Raw genomic sequence first — 15,692 nt, forward strand, 5'->3', positions numbered from 1 at the left:
TCGCCTTCCCCGGGACAGAGTGTGGTCCAGCCTTTTCGCGCCGCCATTCAACGGCGCTCGGCCGGTGGCGACGTTGCTCTGGATCCTCGGGACGGGGCCCGAGGATGACGACCTGCAGGGGCCCGAGGATGACGAAGGGCCGGCAACATCCGACCTCTACGCAGCCTCAACCCCGCGACAACGCCTTCGCAGCCAGGAACCAGCCATGCTGACCGTCTCGAACGTCGATCTCTATTACGGCGCCGCGCAGGCGCTGCGGGGCGTGTCGATGGGGGCGAAGAAGGGCGAGATTACCTGCGTCCTCGGGCGCAACGGCGTCGGCAAGACGTCGCTGCTGCGGGCCATCGTCGGCCAGCAGCCGATCCGCGCCGGCGAGATCGCGCTGGACGGCCAGAGTCTCGGCCGGCAGGCGCCCTATGCCCGGGCCCGCAAGGGCATCGGCTTCGTGCCGCAGGGCCGCGAGATCTTCCCGCTGCTGACGGTGCGCGAGAACCTGCAGACCGGCTTTGCGCCGCTGAAGCCCGCCGACCGCACGATCCCCGACCATGTGTTCGAGCTGTTCCCGGTCTTGAAGGACATGCTCGGCCGGCGCGGCGGCGACCTCTCGGGCGGCCAGCAGCAGCAGCTCGCCATCGGGAGGGCGCTGGTGACGCGGCCGCAGCTGCTGGTGCTCGACGAGCCGACCGAAGGCATCCAGCCGTCGATCATCAAGGATATCGGCCGGGCGATCCGCTACCTCAAGGAGCACTCGGGCCTGGCGATCCTCCTGGTCGAGCAGTACCTCGATTTCTGCCGCGAACTCGCCGACAAGGTCTACGTCATGGACCGCGGCGAGATCGTCTTCGAGGGGCCCGCCGAGGGCCTCGACGACCCGGCGGTCCGCCGGCATCTGACGGTCTGACGCCATCTTGGAAGCGACGCAGCGTCATGCTAGCAATCGGCCACCGCCCGCACCCGGGATCGCCCCGGCCGCCTCAGGCAGCGCCGCGGTTTCGGGAGGATCGGCCGTTGCGTTTCGTGCTGTTGTTGATGGCGCTGGTGGCGTGGGGATCGCCGGCTCGCGCGCAGGAACTGGTCAAGGCGAGCGACATGGAGGCGATCGCCGAGCTAGCGCGGGGCTTCGGCTCGGCCTCGATCGAGAAGGGCGACTCCACCTACATCAAGGGCCGGATCGACGGCACGCTCTACGCGATCTTCTTCTACGACTGCGACAAGGACGGCACCGACTGCAAGAGCATCCAGTTCTATGCCTCGTGGGACGACGCCGTGGTGAAGCCCGACGTGATCAACGGCTGGAACCGGGACAAGCGCTTCGCCAAGGCCTATATCGACAACGAGGACGACCCGGTCCTGGAGATGGACGTCAACCTGCGGCATGGCGTTCCGCGCGCCAATCTCGAGGACACGATCGACTGGTGGCGGATCTCGCTGGAGAAGTTCAAGTCGGACGTGCTCGAACTCTAGTCGCGCCTGCGCCTGCCCGGCCAGCGCCTGCGGCGCGGCGGGCCCCGATGTCGCGGCGATGAGCATGGATGTTCTCGCCGACGATGCGGCGCCTGCCCCCGGCGCCTCGATGCAGCGTGCCGCCGGCGCCGTCGCGGCGGATTTTCGCCTCGTCGCCGGCCGCTCGCGCCTGCAGCGCCTGCACCAGGCGGGCTGCCTGAAGCTGCGGTTTCCGCGGCTGCCCGCCGCCGAGGCCGAGGCGGTGCTAATCAACACCGCCGGCGGCCTGACCGGCGGCGACCGGCTCGACCAGCAGTTCGCCGTCGCCTCTGGCGCCCATCTCACCGTCACCACCCAGGCCTGCGAGCGGATCTACCGCGCTTCGTCCGGGCACGCCGGCGTCGCCACCCGCGTCCACATCGACGCCGGGGCGGGCTTTGCCTGGCTGCCGCAGGAGACGATCCTGTTCGAGGCCGGCGCGGTGCGGCGTTCGCTCGCCGTCGAGGCGGATGCGGCATCGCGCTTCGTGCTCTGCGAAAGCATCATTCTCGGCCGCGAACTGATGGGCGAGACCGTCGAGACCGGCCTGCTGCACGAAAGCTGGCGGGTCCGCGTCGGCGGCAGGCTGGCCTTCGCCGACGATCTGCATCTGTCGGGCGCCATCGCGGCGGCGACCGCCGGACCGGCGAGCCTCGGCGGCAGCCGCGCGCTGGCCACGGTGGTCGCCCATGCCCCGGATGTCGAAACGAAGCTCGCCGCCGTCCGGGCGTTGGCCGGCGACAGCGGCGGCGCCAGCCTGGTCGGCGGGCTGATGGTGGTTCGCCTGCTGGCACCGACCGGCTTTGCGCTGCGCAAGCGGCTCATGCCCGTGCTGGCCGCACTGGCGAACGCGCCGGTGCCGCTTGTATGGTCGCTCTGACGACAGGATGAGGAATCAGGAATGCAGCTGACCCCCCGCGAGAAGGACAAGCTCCTCGTCTCCATGGCCGCGCAGGTCGCCCGGCGCCGCCTCGAGCGGGGCGTGAAGCTCAACCATCCCGAGGCGATCGCGCTGATCACCGACTTCGTGGTCGAGGGCGCGCGCGACGGGCGGCCTGTCGCCGAGCTGATGGAGGCCGGGGCGCACGTCATCACCCGCGACCAGGTGATGCAGGGCGTGGCGGAGATGATCCACGATGTGCAGGTCGAGGCGACGTTTCCCGACGGGACCAAGCTGGTGACGGTGCACGAGCCGATCCGCTGAAGCCGGCGAGCGGCGCGGCCTAGCGGCCGCCGCTGGCGTCGGCGTCCCGGTCGAGAACAGCGTCTTCCGGGGCCGCCTCCGTCCCGAGCGACGACAGCGCCATGGGCTCGGCTTCGACGGCGACCTCGAACGGCCTGCCGCCGACGAAGCGGTAGCCCTGCTCGAGCCGCGAATAGTAGGCAGGCCCGGTGACCCCGCCGAGCGTCACGGTGCGCACCAGCAACGGCTCCTGATGGCCGGCCGGCAGGCACGAATAGATAAGCGTCGCCGCGATCACGGATGATCTCAGCATCTGTCGACTCCAACCTGTTGTCGGCGGCAGGCACCGGTCGTTGATCGCCGGTGCTCCAGCCTGCCTGCATGCGTCTCGAACGGTCCGTCGATGCGGCCGGTTCGAAAACGTTTGTACGGCGCGGCTGGTTTCCGGAGTTTTGCGGTGCGGCAGCAATCTGGCGGTATCGTTTCCAATTGCTTCCATAGCCCTCCGCCGATGCCGCGTGCGCTGCGAGAAAGGCTTTGACAGCCCGGGGGCGGGCTTTCATGATCGCACCGACTCCGCGGCCATAGCGGGGAAGGACGCGACCCAAACCGGGGCGCCTGTCGATCAAAGAGAGAGACATCCATGTTCAAACGCCTTTCGCTCACCCTTGCCACGCTCGCTGCGGCGACCGCTCCCGCCTTCGCCCATCTTAATCCGGCCGAGCACGGCTCGCTGATGGCCGGCATGTCGCACCCGCTGTTCGGCTGGGACCACGTATTGGTGATGGTGGCCGCGGGCATCTGGGCGGCGATGATCGGCGAGCGCGCGCTCTGGATCGTACCGACGGCGTTCGTGGCGATGATGGGGATCGGCTACGCCCTAGCGGTGGCGGGCTTCCCGCTGCCCTTCGTCGAGCCGGTGATCCTCGCCTCGGTGGTGGCGGTGGGCCTGCTGATCGCCGCCGCCGTGCGGCTGCCGGTGCCGGCCGCCGCCGCTGTCGTCGGCGCCTTCGCGCTGTTCCACGGCTCGGCGCATGGCGGCGAACTCGCCAGCGCCGGCGCGCTGTCCTTCGGCCTCGGCTTCGTGCTTGCGACGGCCGGCCTGCATCTGGTCGGCCTCGGCCTCGGTGCCGGCCTGTCGCGCGTCGGCAGTCCGCTGCTGGTGCGCGGCCTCGGCGCCGCTTCGGCGGTCGCCGGCCTCTATCTGATGGCCGCCTGAGAGCCCGGTTCGGAGCGCGCGCATGATCCCCGGTGAAATCATCACCAGCGACGGCGACATCACCCTCAACGAGGGCGCCGCCGCGGTGACGCTGGAAGTCGGCAATACCGGCGACCGGCCGGTGCAGGTCGGCAGCCACTACCATTTCGCCGAGACCAATCCGGCGCTCGCCTTCGACCGGGAGGCCGCCCGCGGCATGCGCCTCGACATCGCCGCCGGCACGGCGGTGCGTTTCGAGCCGGGGCAAACCCGCGAGGTGCATCTGGTGCCGTATCGCGGGTCGCGGACGGTCTACGGCTTCAACGGCAAGGTGATGGGCCGGCTGTAGGCCGCCGCCGCGTCGCCTTGCCCGGAAATGGCCGGATGCTGTCCGGCGGGATGTGTTTCTGACGGAGGGGGAAGGCGATGTGTGACCACTGCGTGATCGAAAGCGTCAAGCGGCAGATGCTGAGCCGCCGCAGCCTGCTGGGCGGCGGCCTGGCCGCCGCGGCCGCGAGCGTTGCCGCGCCGGCCTTTGCCCAGGATGCGGCGAGCCCGGCGGCCGGCGCCGCGAAAGCCGTCCGGGCGCTGACCATCGCCGACATGACGCATGAGCTGTACCCGGAGTTTCCGACCTATTTCGGCGAACAGCAGTTCTTCATGGAGCAGAAATTCTCCTTCGAGAAAGACAAGTTCAACCTCTTCGAGCTGCGGGTGAACGAGCACACCGGCACGCATGTCGACGCGCCGCTGCACTTTTCCGAAGACGGCCAGTCGGTCGCCGAGATCCCGGTCGAGAAGCTGATGGCGCCGCTCGTCGTGATCGACATCAAGGCGAAGGCTGCGGAAGACCCCAACGCGCAGGTGACGCCCGACGATCTCAAGGCGTGGATCGACGCCCATGGCGACATGCCGGAAAACTGCTGTGTCGCGATGAATTCCGGCTGGCAGCAGCATCTCGGCACCGACATGTTCCGCAATGCCGACGCCGACGGCACGATGCACTTCCCGGGCTTCCACCTGGAGGCGGTGCAGATGCTTCTGGAAGGCTCGGCCGTGGGCATCGCCGTCGACACGCTGTCGCTGGACTTCGGCCAGTCGCCCGACTTCGCGGTGCATTACGGCTGGCTGCCGACGGGGCGCTGGGGACTCGAATGCATCGCCAACCTCGACGCAATGCCGGCAACGGGCGCGACGCTGATCGTCGGCGCGCCGAAGCATCGCGGCGGCACCGGCGGGCCGGCGCGCGTCTTCGCGCTGACCTGATCCCGGCCGTGGCGACGAGCCCGCTGGTCGGCGACGCGGCGGCCGAACCCCGCGTCAAAGCGGTGTTCGACGACATCAAGGCGACGCGCGGCACCGACACGATCAACAATTTCTGGCGGGCGCTGGCGGCCGACCCGGCGACGCTGGAACGCACCTGGCAGGAGGTGAAGGCGGTGATGGGCGCGGAGGGCGCGCTCGACCCGCTGACGCGCGAACTCCTCTACATCGCCGTTTCGGCGACCAGCGGCTGCAGCTATTGCGTCCATTCCCATACGGCGGCGGCCCGCGCCAAGGGCATGACCGACGCGCAATATGGCGAGCTGCTGGCGGTCATCGGCCTCGCCGCCAAGACCAACCGGCTGGCCGAGGCGCTTCAGGTGCCGGTGGACGAGGCCTTCCTGCGCTGAAGAGCGAAGGCGGTATCAGTCGCCGTTCGGCTTGGGCGTCGCGCTCGGGCCGGCGGCGAGGCCGCGACGGATGGCGCCGAGATCGACGTCCACGGTCGGCACCGGGATTCGGTAGGCCTGCGGCGAGCCGGAACCGGCCGTCGACCGGAAGCCGTCGTCGTCATCGTCGTTGCCGAGTGTCGTCACGGCGCTGCCGCCGGTGCCGGAGCGGGCAAGGCCGTCGACATTCAGCGAGTTGATCGACGAATCGCCTTCCGTGGCGCGCGCGGCGTTTGAGTCGCTGCCGCCGCCGAGCCCGATGCCGGCATCGGGCAGGATGGGTTCGGTGACCGTGGAGCCGACGCCGCCTGTCGGCGATCCGCTGCCGCCGATGCTGCTGCCGCCGCCGACGCTGCTGCCGCCGACGCTGCTGCTGCCGACGCCGCCCGCGGCGCCGGAAGACCCGACGCCGCCCGAACTGCTGCCGCTGCCGCTGCCGGAGATGCTGCCGACCTGTGCCGTCGCGGGGAGCGAGACGAGCGCGGCGGCGACGCCCGTGATGATGGCGAGGGATACACGCATGGGGGCGCCTTTCGTTTGCCGGACGGAGCTCAGTCTACTGCAAGGCAACTCCGGCGTCCCGCCGCGGTTCCGCCGGCCGCCTAGCGCCGGATGATCGCCCGGCCGCCCGAGCTGCCGCCCGAGCCGCCGCGCGTCACCGCGCTGCCGCCGATGGCGTTCGGGCCGCTGCGGGCGAAGTCGCCGGCATTGATGTCGTTGAGGTCGGAGCGGCCTTCCGTGGCGCGGCGTTCGATCGTCGCGCCACTCGCCGCGCCGCCGCGCGGCACCACCGGCCGCAGATAGCTGTCGTCGTAGTCCTTGCCGTAGACGCGCTCCTCGACCGTGTCGCCGAACACGTCGGCGCCGGGAACGCGAGGCCCGGCAGCGCGCCGCGGCGCACCGTCGATGCGCATGCCGGAAACCGAGGAACCCGGCACGCTGCCGATCGGCCCCGGATCGAAGGCCTGGGCGAGAGCCGGGCCGGGGCCGAGCAGGGCGGCGATAAGCGCCAGGCGGATCATGGGAACTCCTCGAACACGGGGGTGTCTCGCCCAAGGGCGCAGGTCTCCGCCAGCAGTCTCGCCGCGATCGACGATAGCGGGAAGACAAGCTTTCGCGACCGATCTAAGGTCGGCGATGCTGCGCCGCAATGGCGCGGTCGTGCCGTCTCAAGCCGCCCGGAGTGACAGCCCATGCCTGCCAGGATCGCCCGCTCCTCCTATGCCGCGATGTTCGGCCCGACGACCGGCGACAAGGTCCGGCTCGCCGACACCGAACTGTTCATCGAGGTGGAGAAGGATTTCACCACCTATGGCGAGGAGGTGAAGTTCGGCGGCGGCAAGGTGATCCGCGACGGCATGGGCCAGTCGCAGAAGAGCCGCGCCGAGGGCGCCGTCGACACGGTGATCACCAACGCGCTGATCCTCGACCATACCGGCATCTACAAGGCCGATATCGGCCTAAGGGACGGGCGAATCGCGGCGATCGGCAAGGCCGGCAACCCTGACACCCAGCCGGGCGTCACCATCATCGTCGGCCCGGGCACCGAGGCGATCGCCGGCGAGGGCAAGATCGTCACCGCCGGCGGCTTCGACAGCCATATCCACTTCATCTGTCCGCAGCAGGTCGAGGAGGCGCTGTTCTCCGGCGTCACCACGATGCTCGGCGGCGGCACCGGCCCGGCGCACGGCACGCTGGCGACGACCTGCACGCCGGGGCCCTGGCACATGGCGCGCATGCTGCAGGCGGTGGACGGGCTGCCGATGAATATCGGCCTCTCCGGCAAGGGCAACGCCTCGCTGCCGGCGGCGCTGGAGGAGATGGTGCTGGGCGGCGCCTGCGCGCTGAAGTTGCACGAGGACTGGGGCACGACGCCGGCGGCGATCGACTGCTGCCTGTCGGTCGCCGACGCCTACGATATCCAGGTGATGATCCACACCGACACGCTGAACGAGAGCGGCTTCGTCGAGGACACGGTCGGCGCCTTCCGCGGCCGCACCATCCACGCCTTCCACACCGAGGGCGCCGGCGGGGGACACGCGCCGGACATCATCAAGGTCTGCGGCCTGCCGAACGTCCTGCCGTCCTCGACCAACCCGACCCGGCCCTACACGGTGAACACGCTCGAGGAACATCTCGACATGCTGATGGTCTGCCACCATCTCGACGCGTCGATCCCCGAGGACATCGCGTTTGCCGAAAGCCGCATCCGCAAGGAAACCATCGCCGCCGAGGACATATTGCACGATCTCGGCGCGTTCTCGATCATCGCCTCCGACAGCCAGGCGATGGGCCGCGTCGGCGAGGTGATCATCCGCACCTGGCAGACCGCCGACAAGATGAAGCGCCAGCGCGGCCGCCTGCCGGGCGAGACCGGCGACAACGACAATCTGCGCGCCCGCCGCTACGTCGCCAAATACACGATCAACCCGGCGATCGCGCAGGGCATGTCGAGGGAGATCGGCTCGATCGAAGTCGGCAAGCGCGCCGACCTCGTCGTCTGGGACCCGGCCTTCTTCGGGGTGAAGCCGGCCCTGGTGCTGCTCGGCGGCATGATCGTCGCGGCGCCGATGGGCGACCCGAACGCCTCGATCCCGACGCCGCAGCCGGTGCATTACCGGCCGATGTTCGGCGCCTTCGGCAAGGCGGTGGGGGCGATCGGCGCGACCTTCGTCTCGGCGGCGGCGATGGGCACGGGGCTGCGCGAACGGCTCGGCTGCGAGAAGACCTTCCTCGCCGTGGAGAACACCCGCGGCGGCATCTCCAAGGCCTCGATGATCCTCAACGACGCGCTGCCGGCGATCGAGGTCGACCCCGAGACCTACGAGGTGCGCGCCGACGGCGAACTGCTGACCTGCGAACCGGCGACCGAGCTGCCGATGGCGCAGCGGTATTTTCTGTTCTAGCCATCCCTGAACGGAAACGACCTTCGGGAGGAGGGACATGATGAACACGAAAATGATGGCGCCCCGGGCCATGGCGATCGCAGCCGGGCTGGCGGTGACGACGCTTGCCGCCGGGGCGCAGACGCTGACGCCGCTGACGCTGGACCTGCCGGGGGAAGCGGAACGGACCACCGTCGCCTATGCCTGCAAGACCGGTGCGGCCGCGGACGCCGAGCCGCTGTCGGTCGAGTACATCAACCTGCCGGACAACAATTTCGCGCTGCTCCCGATCGACGGAAAGCCGACCCTCTTCGTCGGGGTGCTGGCCGGGTCGGGTGCCAAATACGTCGCCAACGACATGGTCTGGTGGACCAAGGGGCCGCGCGGCGACCTCTACAGCGAGCGCGCGCCGGATGCCGCCGACCGCACGGTCTGCCAGGTGCAGCGCTAGGCAGGCGGCCCGCTTGTGCCGCCGGAAGCGATCGCTGCCGCGGCATCATCGCGCGTCGGCGGCGCTGGAATGGACGCCGGGGGCGTAGCCCGCCGCGATGGCGGCGACGGTGGGCGCGGGGGTGATCACCGTTGCCAGGCCCGCTGGCAGCGGGGCGGCCGTGTCGTAGCCGCCGAACGTCCAGCGCAGCAGCTGCCGCCGCCAGACCAGCCACGGATCGCCATCGACCAGGACGAACACGCCGTCCGGCAGATCGGCGGCGGACCGTTCGTGTCGAATCTGGTCCCTGCTCCAGCGGTCGACCCGGGCGGCATGCAGGGCGGCATCCATCTCCGGGGCGCTCGGCGGATCGTCGCTCCCCTCGGCCGCGGCCCAGGCGGCGCGGAACGCGTCGAAATCGGCGCGGCGGCATTCGGCGCAGGGCCGATGCCCGGCCGCCAGCGACGTCGCCTCGTCGAGGAAGAACAGCTCCGTGTATCGGCCAGGCGCCATCAGCGGGCGGCGGGTCTGCTTGAATGCCAGGGTGCAGGCGATCCAGGCCTTGTGCTTCCAGCGGCTCCGGCCGAGCCGGCGCTCGCCGTCGTGCAGGATGCCGCGGTTGCCCATCAGATTGCCGCGGGCGGGATCGGCGACGATGTGCCCGAGCGGCGTGACGCGGTTCTGCAGCGGCATCGCCTCGTCCTTTTCGCATCGTCTGCTGCGCCGCACTGGCAGCGGCCCGCCGGGGAGGTATCTTAACGGTGAATCGGGAAGGGAATCACGGCATGATCGTGGGCACATCGGTCAGACGGGCGGGCGAGTGGACGGCGGAAGCCGACACGATCACGCTGGACGAAGGGGCGCGCCACCGCCGGCGCATGGCGATGGTCACCGATGGCGGCATCGCCTTCCTGCTCGACCTGCCGGAGGCGACGCTGCTGCGGGACGGCGACGCGATCCAGCTCGACGACGGGCGGCTGGTGGCGGTGCGGGCCCGGCCGGAGGCGCTCTACGCAGTCAGCGGCCGCGACGCCCGGCACCTCCTTGCCATCGCCTGGCAGATCGGTAACCGGCATTTGCCGGCGCAGATCCTCGACGACCGCATCCTGATCCGCCGCGACACGGTGATCCGCGAGATGCTGGAAGGGCTCGGCGCTACCGTCAGCGAGATCGAGGCGGGCTTCGATCCGGAAGGCGGCGCCTATGGCGGGGCGCACGAGGCCCATGGCCACGAGCACGTGCCGGACTTCATCGACCGGTGACGACAGGCGCCTCCGGACTGCCGTTGCCCGAGCCGGCCGAGGGCTCGGCGCGCGCGGCGCTGCCACAGCTGCTGACGCTGTTCTCGCCAGCCTTCCCGATCGGCGGCTTCGCCTGGTCGCACGGGCTGGAAGCGGCGGTGGCGGAAGGCATCGTCACGGATGGCGACGGCCTCGCCGCCTGGGTCGCGTTGCTGCTCGACCGGGGCAGCGGCTGGAACGACCTGGTGCTGATGGCGGAGGCATTCCATGCCGCGGCGGCAGGGGACCGCGGGCGGCTGGCTTCGGTCGCCGAACTCGCCGTCGCGCTCGCCGGCAGTGCCGAACGCCGGGCCGAGACTTTGGCGCTGGGCGCGGCCTTCGCCGAGGCCTCCGCGCACTGGGCCGGCGAGGGCGGTGAACCGGGCACTGCAACGGCGGAAGGCGGCCTTGCCGCGGTCACGGCGCCTTGCGGCGGACTGCCCTATCCGGTCGCGGCCGGGCGTCTCGCGGCCATGGCGGGGCTGCCGCTGGCGGAGACGCTGATCGCCTATGCGCACGGCTTTGCCGCCGCGCTGGTTTCCGCCGCGGTGCGGCTGGTGCCGCTGCCGCAGAGCGTCGCCGTCCGCGTGCTGCACGGTCTCGAGCCGGCGATCGCCGACGCGGCTGGGCGGGCGGCGCGGGCGACGCTGGACGATCTCGGCTCCTCGGCGCTAGGGTCGGACATTGCCGCGATGCGGCATGAAACCCTGCATACGAGGCTGTTCCGCTCATGATCTCGAAACACGGCCCCCTGCGGGTCGGCATCGGCGGCCCGGTCGGCTCGGGCAAGACGACGCTGGTCGAAAAGCTCTGCAAGGCGGCACGCGACAGCTGGTCGATCGGCGTCGTCACCAACGACATCTACACCCGCGAGGACGCCGAGGCGCTGGTGCGCCTGCAGGCGCTGAGTTCGGACCGGATCATCGGCGTCGAGACCGGCGGCTGCCCCCATACCGCGATCCGCGAAGACGCCTCGATCAACATCGCGGCGATCCGCGACCTCAATGCCCGGCATGCGGGTCTCGACCTGGTGCTGGTGGAATCGGGCGGCGACAATCTCGCCGCGACCTTCTCGCCGGACCTCGTGGACCTGTCGATCTACGTCATCTCGGTCTGCCAGGGCGACGACATCCCGCGCAAGGGCGGGCCGGCGATCACCCGCTCGGACCTCCTGGTGATCAACAAGACCGATCTCGCCCCCTATGTCGGCGCCGACCTGGAGCGCATGCGGGCCGACGCCGCCAAGGGAAGGGGCGAAGCGCCAACGATCTTCGCCGACCTGTCGCGGGCGAAGGGGATCGGCGACATCCTCGCATTCCTCGTCGCCACGGGCGGCCTGCCGGCGGTCGAGCACGCCGCGTGACGCGGCTTTTCCTGAAGGACCCGCTGGCGATCCTCGCCGACGGCGCAGAGGGCGGCGTCGTCGTCGCGAACGGGCGCATCGCCGAGTTGGTGCCGGCGGGTGCCGCGCCGGCCCAGCCGGTGGACGCGACATTCGATGCCGCGCGCCACGTCGTGCTGCCGGGCCTCGTCAACACCCACCACCATTTCTACCAGACCCTGACGCGGGCGCATCCGGCGGCGATCGACAAGGAACTGTTTCCCTGGCTGACCAGCCTCTACCCGATCTGGGCGCGGCTCGATCCGGAGAGCTTCCGCCTGTCGGCGCGCCTCGCGCTGACCGAACTCATGATGTCCGGCTGCACCACCGCGGCGGACCACCATTATCTCTTCCCGCAGGGGCTGGAGAACGCCATCGACATCGAGGCCGAGGAGGCGGCCGCGCTCGGCATCCGCATGACGCTGACCCGCGGCTCGATGAATTTGGGCCGCAAGGATGGCGGCCTGCCGCCGGACAGCGTGGTGCAGGACGAGGACGCGATCCTTGCCGACAGCGAGCGGCTGATCGGCCGCTGGCACGACCGTTCCGACGGGGCCATGACGCAGATGGCGCTGGCGCCCTGCTCGCCGTTTTCCGTCACCAAGAGCCTGATGATCGCCAGCGCCGCGCTGGCCGACAAGCACGACTGCCGGCTGCACACGCATCTCGGCGAGACCGAGGACGAAAACCGCTTCTGCGAGGCGACCTTCGGCTGCCGCCCGGTGGATTATCTGGAGGAGGTCGGCTGGCTGGGCCCGCGGACCTGGCTCGCCCATGGCATCCATTTCACCACCGAGGAATGCCGGCGGCTCGGCGCCCACAAGGTCGGCGTCTGCCACTGCCCGGCGTCCAACGCGGTGCTGGCCTCGGGCTTCTGCCCGGTGAACGAGCTGAAGGCGGCGGGCTCGCCGGTCGGCCTCGGCGTCGACGGCTCGGCGTCGAACGACGCCTCGAACCTGATCGAGGCGGCGCGGCATGCGCTGATGGTCGGCCGGCTGAACTACCGGTCGGCCGAGGCGATGACCGCGCGGGACGTCCTGGCGATGGGAACGGAAGGCTCGGCCGCCTGTCTCGGCCGCAGCGATATCGGCCGCATCGCGGTGGGGATGCAGGCGGATCTCGCGCTGTTCACCCTCGACGAGCTGCGCTTTTCCGGCGCGCACGACCTGATCGCCGCGCTGGTGCTCTGCGGCGCGACGCGGGCGGACCGGGTGATGGTGAAGGGGGCGTGGCGGGTGGAGGAGGGCATGCCCGTCGGCATCGACGTCGCTCGGCTGCGCGCCGAGCACGGCGCTGCCGCAAGGCGCTTCGCCTGATAGGATCGGGGGCCGTCTCCGGCCCCCGATCGTGCTGTCCTTCGATCTTTACTCGGCTTCTGCCTCGGCGCTGCCATCCGGCAGCGCGTAGGCGATGACGCTGTCGCCGCGCTTGGTGCCGAGCGAGCCGTGCCCGCCGGCAGCGACCAGCAGATACTGCCGGCCGTCGGCGCCCTCGTAGGTCATCGGCGTCGCCTGGCCGCCCGCCGGCAGGCGGGCCTTCCAGAGTTCCTCGCCGGTGGTCACGTCATAGCCGCGGACATAGTAGTCGAGCGTGCCCGAGATGAACGCGACGCCGCCGGCGGTCATCACCGGTCCGCCGAGATCCGGCACGCCCATCTCGAAGGGCAGCGGGATCGGCGACTGGTCGCGGACCGTGCCGTTCTTGTGCATCCAGACAATCTCGCCCGTCTGGAGATCAGCACCGGCAACGTAGCCCCAAGGCGGTGCCTGGCAGGGCAGGCCGAGCCAGGAGGTGAACGGCGACAGCTCGACGCCGTAGGGTGCGCCGAAATTCTCGTTCAACGCCGGCAGTGCGCCTTCCGGCTGCGACTTGTTGACGACCAACTCCGTGTCGTTGTCGCGAGGGATCAGCTTCGAGACGAAGGCGAGATAGGCCGGCGTGGAGAACATCACCTGGCGCACCGGGTCGACCGCGACGCTGCCCCAGTTGAAGACGCCGAAATTGCCGGGATAGACAAGCGTGCCTTCGAGTGACGGCGGGGTGTAGCGCCCTTCATACTGATAGCCGAGGAACGCGATCCGGCAGGCGAGCTGGTCCAGCATCGTCACGCCCCACATGTCGGATTCGCGCAGGGCCGGCGGGTCGAAGGACAGCGCCGATACCGGCTGGGTGGGGGCGGTGAAGTCGGGCTCGACCGCGCCACCCGGTGCCGGCTTCTCGATGACCGGCAGCACCGGCTCGCCGGTACGACGGTCGAGGACGTAGACCTCGCCCTGTTTCGTCGGCTGGACGAGCACCGGCACGCTCTCGCCGCCGACGGTGATGTCGAGCAGCGAGGGCTGCGACGGCACGTCGTAGTCCCAGAGATCGTGATGCACGGTCTGGTAGACCCAGCGCACCGCGCCGGTGGCGACATCGAGCGCGACGACCGAGGAAGAAAAGCGCTCGACCGCATCGGTCCGATTGGCGCCCCACTGGTCCGGGGGCTGATTTCCGAGCGGCACATAGACCAGGCCGAGATTCTCGTCGACCGCGGAAATCGACCAGGAGTTCGGCGTGTTCGGCGTGTAGGTCTCGCCCGGCGGCAGCGGTGCCGTCTGGTCGGGATTGCCGGAATCCCAGGCCCAGAGGAGCTCGCCGGTATTGACGTCGAAGCCGCGGATGACGCCGGAAGCTTCGTTGGTGGACACGTTGTCGAGGACCGTGCCGCCGACGATGATGACGTTGTCGGTCACAACGACCGGCGAGGTGGAGTAATAGGCGCCGGGCAGAACGTTTGGCATGTTGGTCCAGAGATCGATCTGGCCTTCACCGCCGCCGAATTCCGTGCAGACCGCGCCGGTCTCGAGATTGAGTGCGATCAGGCGCCCGTCGGCGGTGGGCATGAACAGCTTGCCGTCGCAGGTCTGCGCGGTGCGCACCGCCGTGGCGGCGGCGATCGGCTGGTCGATGCCCGGCTCGCCGAGCGGCGCCGGCGGCCGCGGCTGTCCGGCGTCGCCGGCAGCAGCAATATCGCCGTCAAGCGGTGAGGTCCCGCCCGGGTCCGTCGCGATCGGGGCGTCGGTGATGGCTTCCGCGGGCGCCGTCCCGGTTGCCGCCGGAACATTCGGCGTCGCGGCTGGCGCGGCCGGCGCGGCAGGGGGGACGGCGGCTGCCGTCGGGGCAGCGGCGTCCGTAGCGGCGGGTGGCGTTGCGGCAGCCGTCCCGCCGCCCGGCGGCTGGTAGGACAGGCCGCGGCAGGTCAGATGCTGCAAAGCGAGCTCGCCCTCGATCTGCGGATCGTAGCGCCAGATTTCCTCGCCGGTCGTGGCGTCGAGGGCGATGACGTCTTGATGCGGCGTGCAGAGATAGAGCCGGTCGCCGATCTTCAGCGGCGTGACCTCGAAGGTCGTTTCGGTCGGATCCCCCGGCTCGGATATGTCGCCCGTGTGATAATGCCACGCCACCTCGAGTTCATCGACATTGGCCGGCGTGATCTCGGCGAGCGGCGAATAGCGCTGGCCGTAGCCCGTCCGGCCATAGGCATGCCACTCCCCGGCGGGGACCTCGGGATCGATGACTGGTGCCGCCCGCGGCCCGGGCAGCGCCCCGACGATGTTGTGAGGGTCGGTGAACCAGGACGAGACGGCGACGATGAGGGCAACGCCCAGCGCCGCGCTAAGGGCCGCCCCGGCGCCATGCGTCGCGGTCGGGCGGCGGTCGCGGCCGTCGAGGGCGTCGGCGACATTGCGCGTGCCGAGCCGCCGGGTGACCCACGGCGTCAGCAGCAGCAGGCCGAGCAGGAATACCAGGCCGCCGCGCGCGGCCAGCGGCCACCAGTCGAAGCCGACCTCGTAGAGCGCCCAGATCAGCGTGCCGACGACCACCGCGGCAAAGACGAGAAGCGCCTCGGGCCGCCGGAGGAACACCAGCGCCGCGGTCGCGAGAAACGCAAGGCCGGCGACGAGATAGTACCAGGAGCCCCCGAGCGTCAGCAGCCAGATCCCGCCGCCGGCGAGCGCCAGGCCGATCAGGGCGAGGAGGCATATCGCTATGAGGGCGACGACGGATCCGATGGATGAGCGCATGTATGGTTCCTTCGCCCGTGCAGCATTCCTTCTCGCATCTGGGGCTCGGCGACTCCAAGTCCAGCAAAAAGCCT

The 15,692-nt window shown here is 70.1% G+C and carries 19 protein-coding genes; 14 read left to right on the forward strand and 5 right to left on the reverse strand.

Translation table 11 applies throughout. The features are described 5' to 3' along the window. The first annotated feature begins 205 nt into the window (after nucleotides 1–205). The 4 genes from urtE to LXB15_RS01070 all read left to right on the forward strand — a co-directional run bounded on the left by urtE (nucleotide 206) and on the right by LXB15_RS01070 (nucleotide 2,686). On the forward strand, nucleotides 206–901 hold the full coding sequence (urtE, locus tag LXB15_RS01055; RefSeq protein ID WP_233950455.1) for an urea ABC transporter ATP-binding subunit UrtE: 696 nt from the start codon (nucleotides 206–208) through the stop codon (nucleotides 899–901). A gap of 116 nt (nucleotides 902–1,017) precedes the next feature. After that, the gene (locus LXB15_RS01060) at nucleotides 1,018–1,464 is read left to right on the forward strand and encodes a YbjN domain-containing protein (protein WP_233950456.1); all 447 of its coding nucleotides are present in this window, start codon (nucleotides 1,018–1,020) and stop codon (nucleotides 1,462–1,464) included. Between the two features lie 58 nt (nucleotides 1,465–1,522). Then, nucleotides 1,523–2,362, forward strand: a complete 840-nt coding sequence (locus tag LXB15_RS01065; RefSeq protein WP_233950457.1) for an urease accessory protein UreD — start codon at nucleotides 1,523–1,525, stop codon at nucleotides 2,360–2,362. Nucleotides 2,363–2,383: 21 nt separating this feature from the next. After that, entirely contained in the window at nucleotides 2,384–2,686 is a 303-nt protein-coding gene (locus tag LXB15_RS01070) for an urease subunit gamma (protein WP_233950458.1), read from the forward strand. A gap of 19 nt (nucleotides 2,687–2,705) precedes the next feature. On the opposite strand, the gene LXB15_RS01075 is transcribed toward LXB15_RS01070, so the two are convergent. After that, nucleotides 2,706–2,978: a hypothetical protein gene (locus tag LXB15_RS01075; RefSeq protein WP_233950459.1), complete on the reverse strand. Its 273-nt coding sequence runs from the start codon at nucleotides 2,976–2,978 to the stop codon at nucleotides 2,706–2,708. A gap of 330 nt (nucleotides 2,979–3,308) precedes the next feature. Here LXB15_RS01075 and LXB15_RS01080 point away from each other — a divergent pair, with 330 nt between their 5' ends. From LXB15_RS01080 to LXB15_RS01095, 4 genes are all read left to right on the forward strand, one after another. Continuing rightward, nucleotides 3,309–3,884, forward strand: a complete 576-nt coding sequence (locus tag LXB15_RS01080) for a HupE/UreJ family protein (protein ID WP_233950460.1) — start codon at nucleotides 3,309–3,311, stop codon at nucleotides 3,882–3,884. Nucleotides 3,885–3,906: 22 nt separating this feature from the next. Next, nucleotides 3,907–4,212, forward strand: a complete 306-nt coding sequence (locus LXB15_RS01085) for an urease subunit beta (RefSeq protein WP_233950461.1) — start codon at nucleotides 3,907–3,909, stop codon at nucleotides 4,210–4,212. 77 nt (nucleotides 4,213–4,289) lie between these two features. After that, on the forward strand, nucleotides 4,290–5,129 hold the full coding sequence (locus tag LXB15_RS01090) for a cyclase family protein (protein ID WP_233950462.1): 840 nt from the start codon (nucleotides 4,290–4,292) through the stop codon (nucleotides 5,127–5,129). 8 nt (nucleotides 5,130–5,137) lie between these two features. Further along, nucleotides 5,138–5,536, forward strand: coding sequence for a carboxymuconolactone decarboxylase family protein (locus LXB15_RS01095; RefSeq protein ID WP_233950463.1), 399 nt, complete (start codon nucleotides 5,138–5,140; stop codon nucleotides 5,534–5,536). Nucleotides 5,537–5,551: 15 nt separating this feature from the next. Here the strand turns inward: LXB15_RS01095 and LXB15_RS01100 are convergent, their stop codons facing one another. Both LXB15_RS01100 and LXB15_RS01105 read right to left on the reverse strand, forming a co-directional pair. After that, on the reverse strand, nucleotides 5,552–6,097 hold the full coding sequence (locus LXB15_RS01100) for a hypothetical protein (protein ID WP_233950464.1): 546 nt from the start codon (nucleotides 6,095–6,097) through the stop codon (nucleotides 5,552–5,554). An 80-nt stretch (nucleotides 6,098–6,177) separates the two neighbouring features. Further along, nucleotides 6,178–6,597 (reverse strand): hypothetical protein, encoded by a 420-nt coding sequence (locus LXB15_RS01105; RefSeq protein ID WP_233950465.1) that lies wholly within the window; start codon nucleotides 6,595–6,597, stop codon nucleotides 6,178–6,180. Nucleotides 6,598–6,768: 171 nt separating this feature from the next. Between LXB15_RS01105 and ureC the strand changes: the two genes are divergently transcribed. After that, a complete protein-coding gene (gene ureC, locus LXB15_RS01110; protein WP_233950466.1) occupies nucleotides 6,769–8,481 on the forward strand; it encodes an urease subunit alpha in 1,713 nt (570 codons plus the stop codon). Nucleotides 8,482–8,518: 37 nt separating this feature from the next. Then, entirely contained in the window at nucleotides 8,519–8,911 is a 393-nt protein-coding gene (locus LXB15_RS01115) for an MliC family protein (protein ID WP_233950467.1), read from the forward strand. Nucleotides 8,912–8,956: 45 nt separating this feature from the next. Here LXB15_RS01115 and LXB15_RS01120 read toward each other — a convergent pair whose 3' ends face one another. Next, complete coding sequence (locus LXB15_RS01120; protein ID WP_233950468.1) at nucleotides 8,957–9,583, reverse strand: hypothetical protein; 627 nt, start codon at nucleotides 9,581–9,583, stop codon at nucleotides 8,957–8,959. A gap of 92 nt (nucleotides 9,584–9,675) precedes the next feature. Between LXB15_RS01120 and LXB15_RS01125 the strand changes: the two genes are divergently transcribed. The 4 genes from LXB15_RS01125 to LXB15_RS01140 are packed head-to-tail and all read left to right on the forward strand — an operon-like array spanning nucleotide 9,676 to nucleotide 12,867. Next, nucleotides 9,676–10,152, forward strand: coding sequence for an urease accessory protein UreE (locus LXB15_RS01125; RefSeq protein WP_233950469.1), 477 nt, complete (start codon nucleotides 9,676–9,678; stop codon nucleotides 10,150–10,152). Beyond that, nucleotides 10,149–10,904, forward strand: a complete 756-nt coding sequence (locus tag LXB15_RS01130; protein ID WP_233950470.1) for an urease accessory protein UreF — start codon at nucleotides 10,149–10,151, stop codon at nucleotides 10,902–10,904. Before LXB15_RS01125 ends, LXB15_RS01130 begins: the two co-directional genes overlap by 4 nt. Continuing rightward, entirely contained in the window at nucleotides 10,901–11,533 is a 633-nt protein-coding gene (gene ureG / locus LXB15_RS01135; protein ID WP_233950471.1) for an urease accessory protein UreG, read from the forward strand. Before LXB15_RS01130 ends, ureG begins: the two co-directional genes overlap by 4 nt. Beyond that, nucleotides 11,530–12,867, forward strand: a complete 1,338-nt coding sequence (locus LXB15_RS01140) for an 8-oxoguanine deaminase (RefSeq protein ID WP_233950472.1) — start codon at nucleotides 11,530–11,532, stop codon at nucleotides 12,865–12,867. The genes ureG and LXB15_RS01140 overlap by 4 nt, the downstream gene beginning before the upstream one ends. A gap of 48 nt (nucleotides 12,868–12,915) precedes the next feature. Here the strand turns inward: LXB15_RS01140 and LXB15_RS01145 are convergent, their stop codons facing one another. Next, nucleotides 12,916–15,618 carry a PQQ-binding-like beta-propeller repeat protein gene (locus tag LXB15_RS01145; protein WP_233950473.1) on the reverse strand — a complete coding sequence of 901 codons (2,703 nt, stop codon included), beginning with the start codon at nucleotides 15,616–15,618 and terminating at the stop codon, nucleotides 12,916–12,918. Nucleotides 15,619–15,692: the final 74 nt, after the last annotated feature.

Origin of the sequence: Aurantimonas sp. HBX-1, from assembly GCF_021391535.1 — a bacterium.
Classification (GTDB): Bacteria; Pseudomonadota; Alphaproteobacteria; order Rhizobiales; family Rhizobiaceae; genus Aurantimonas.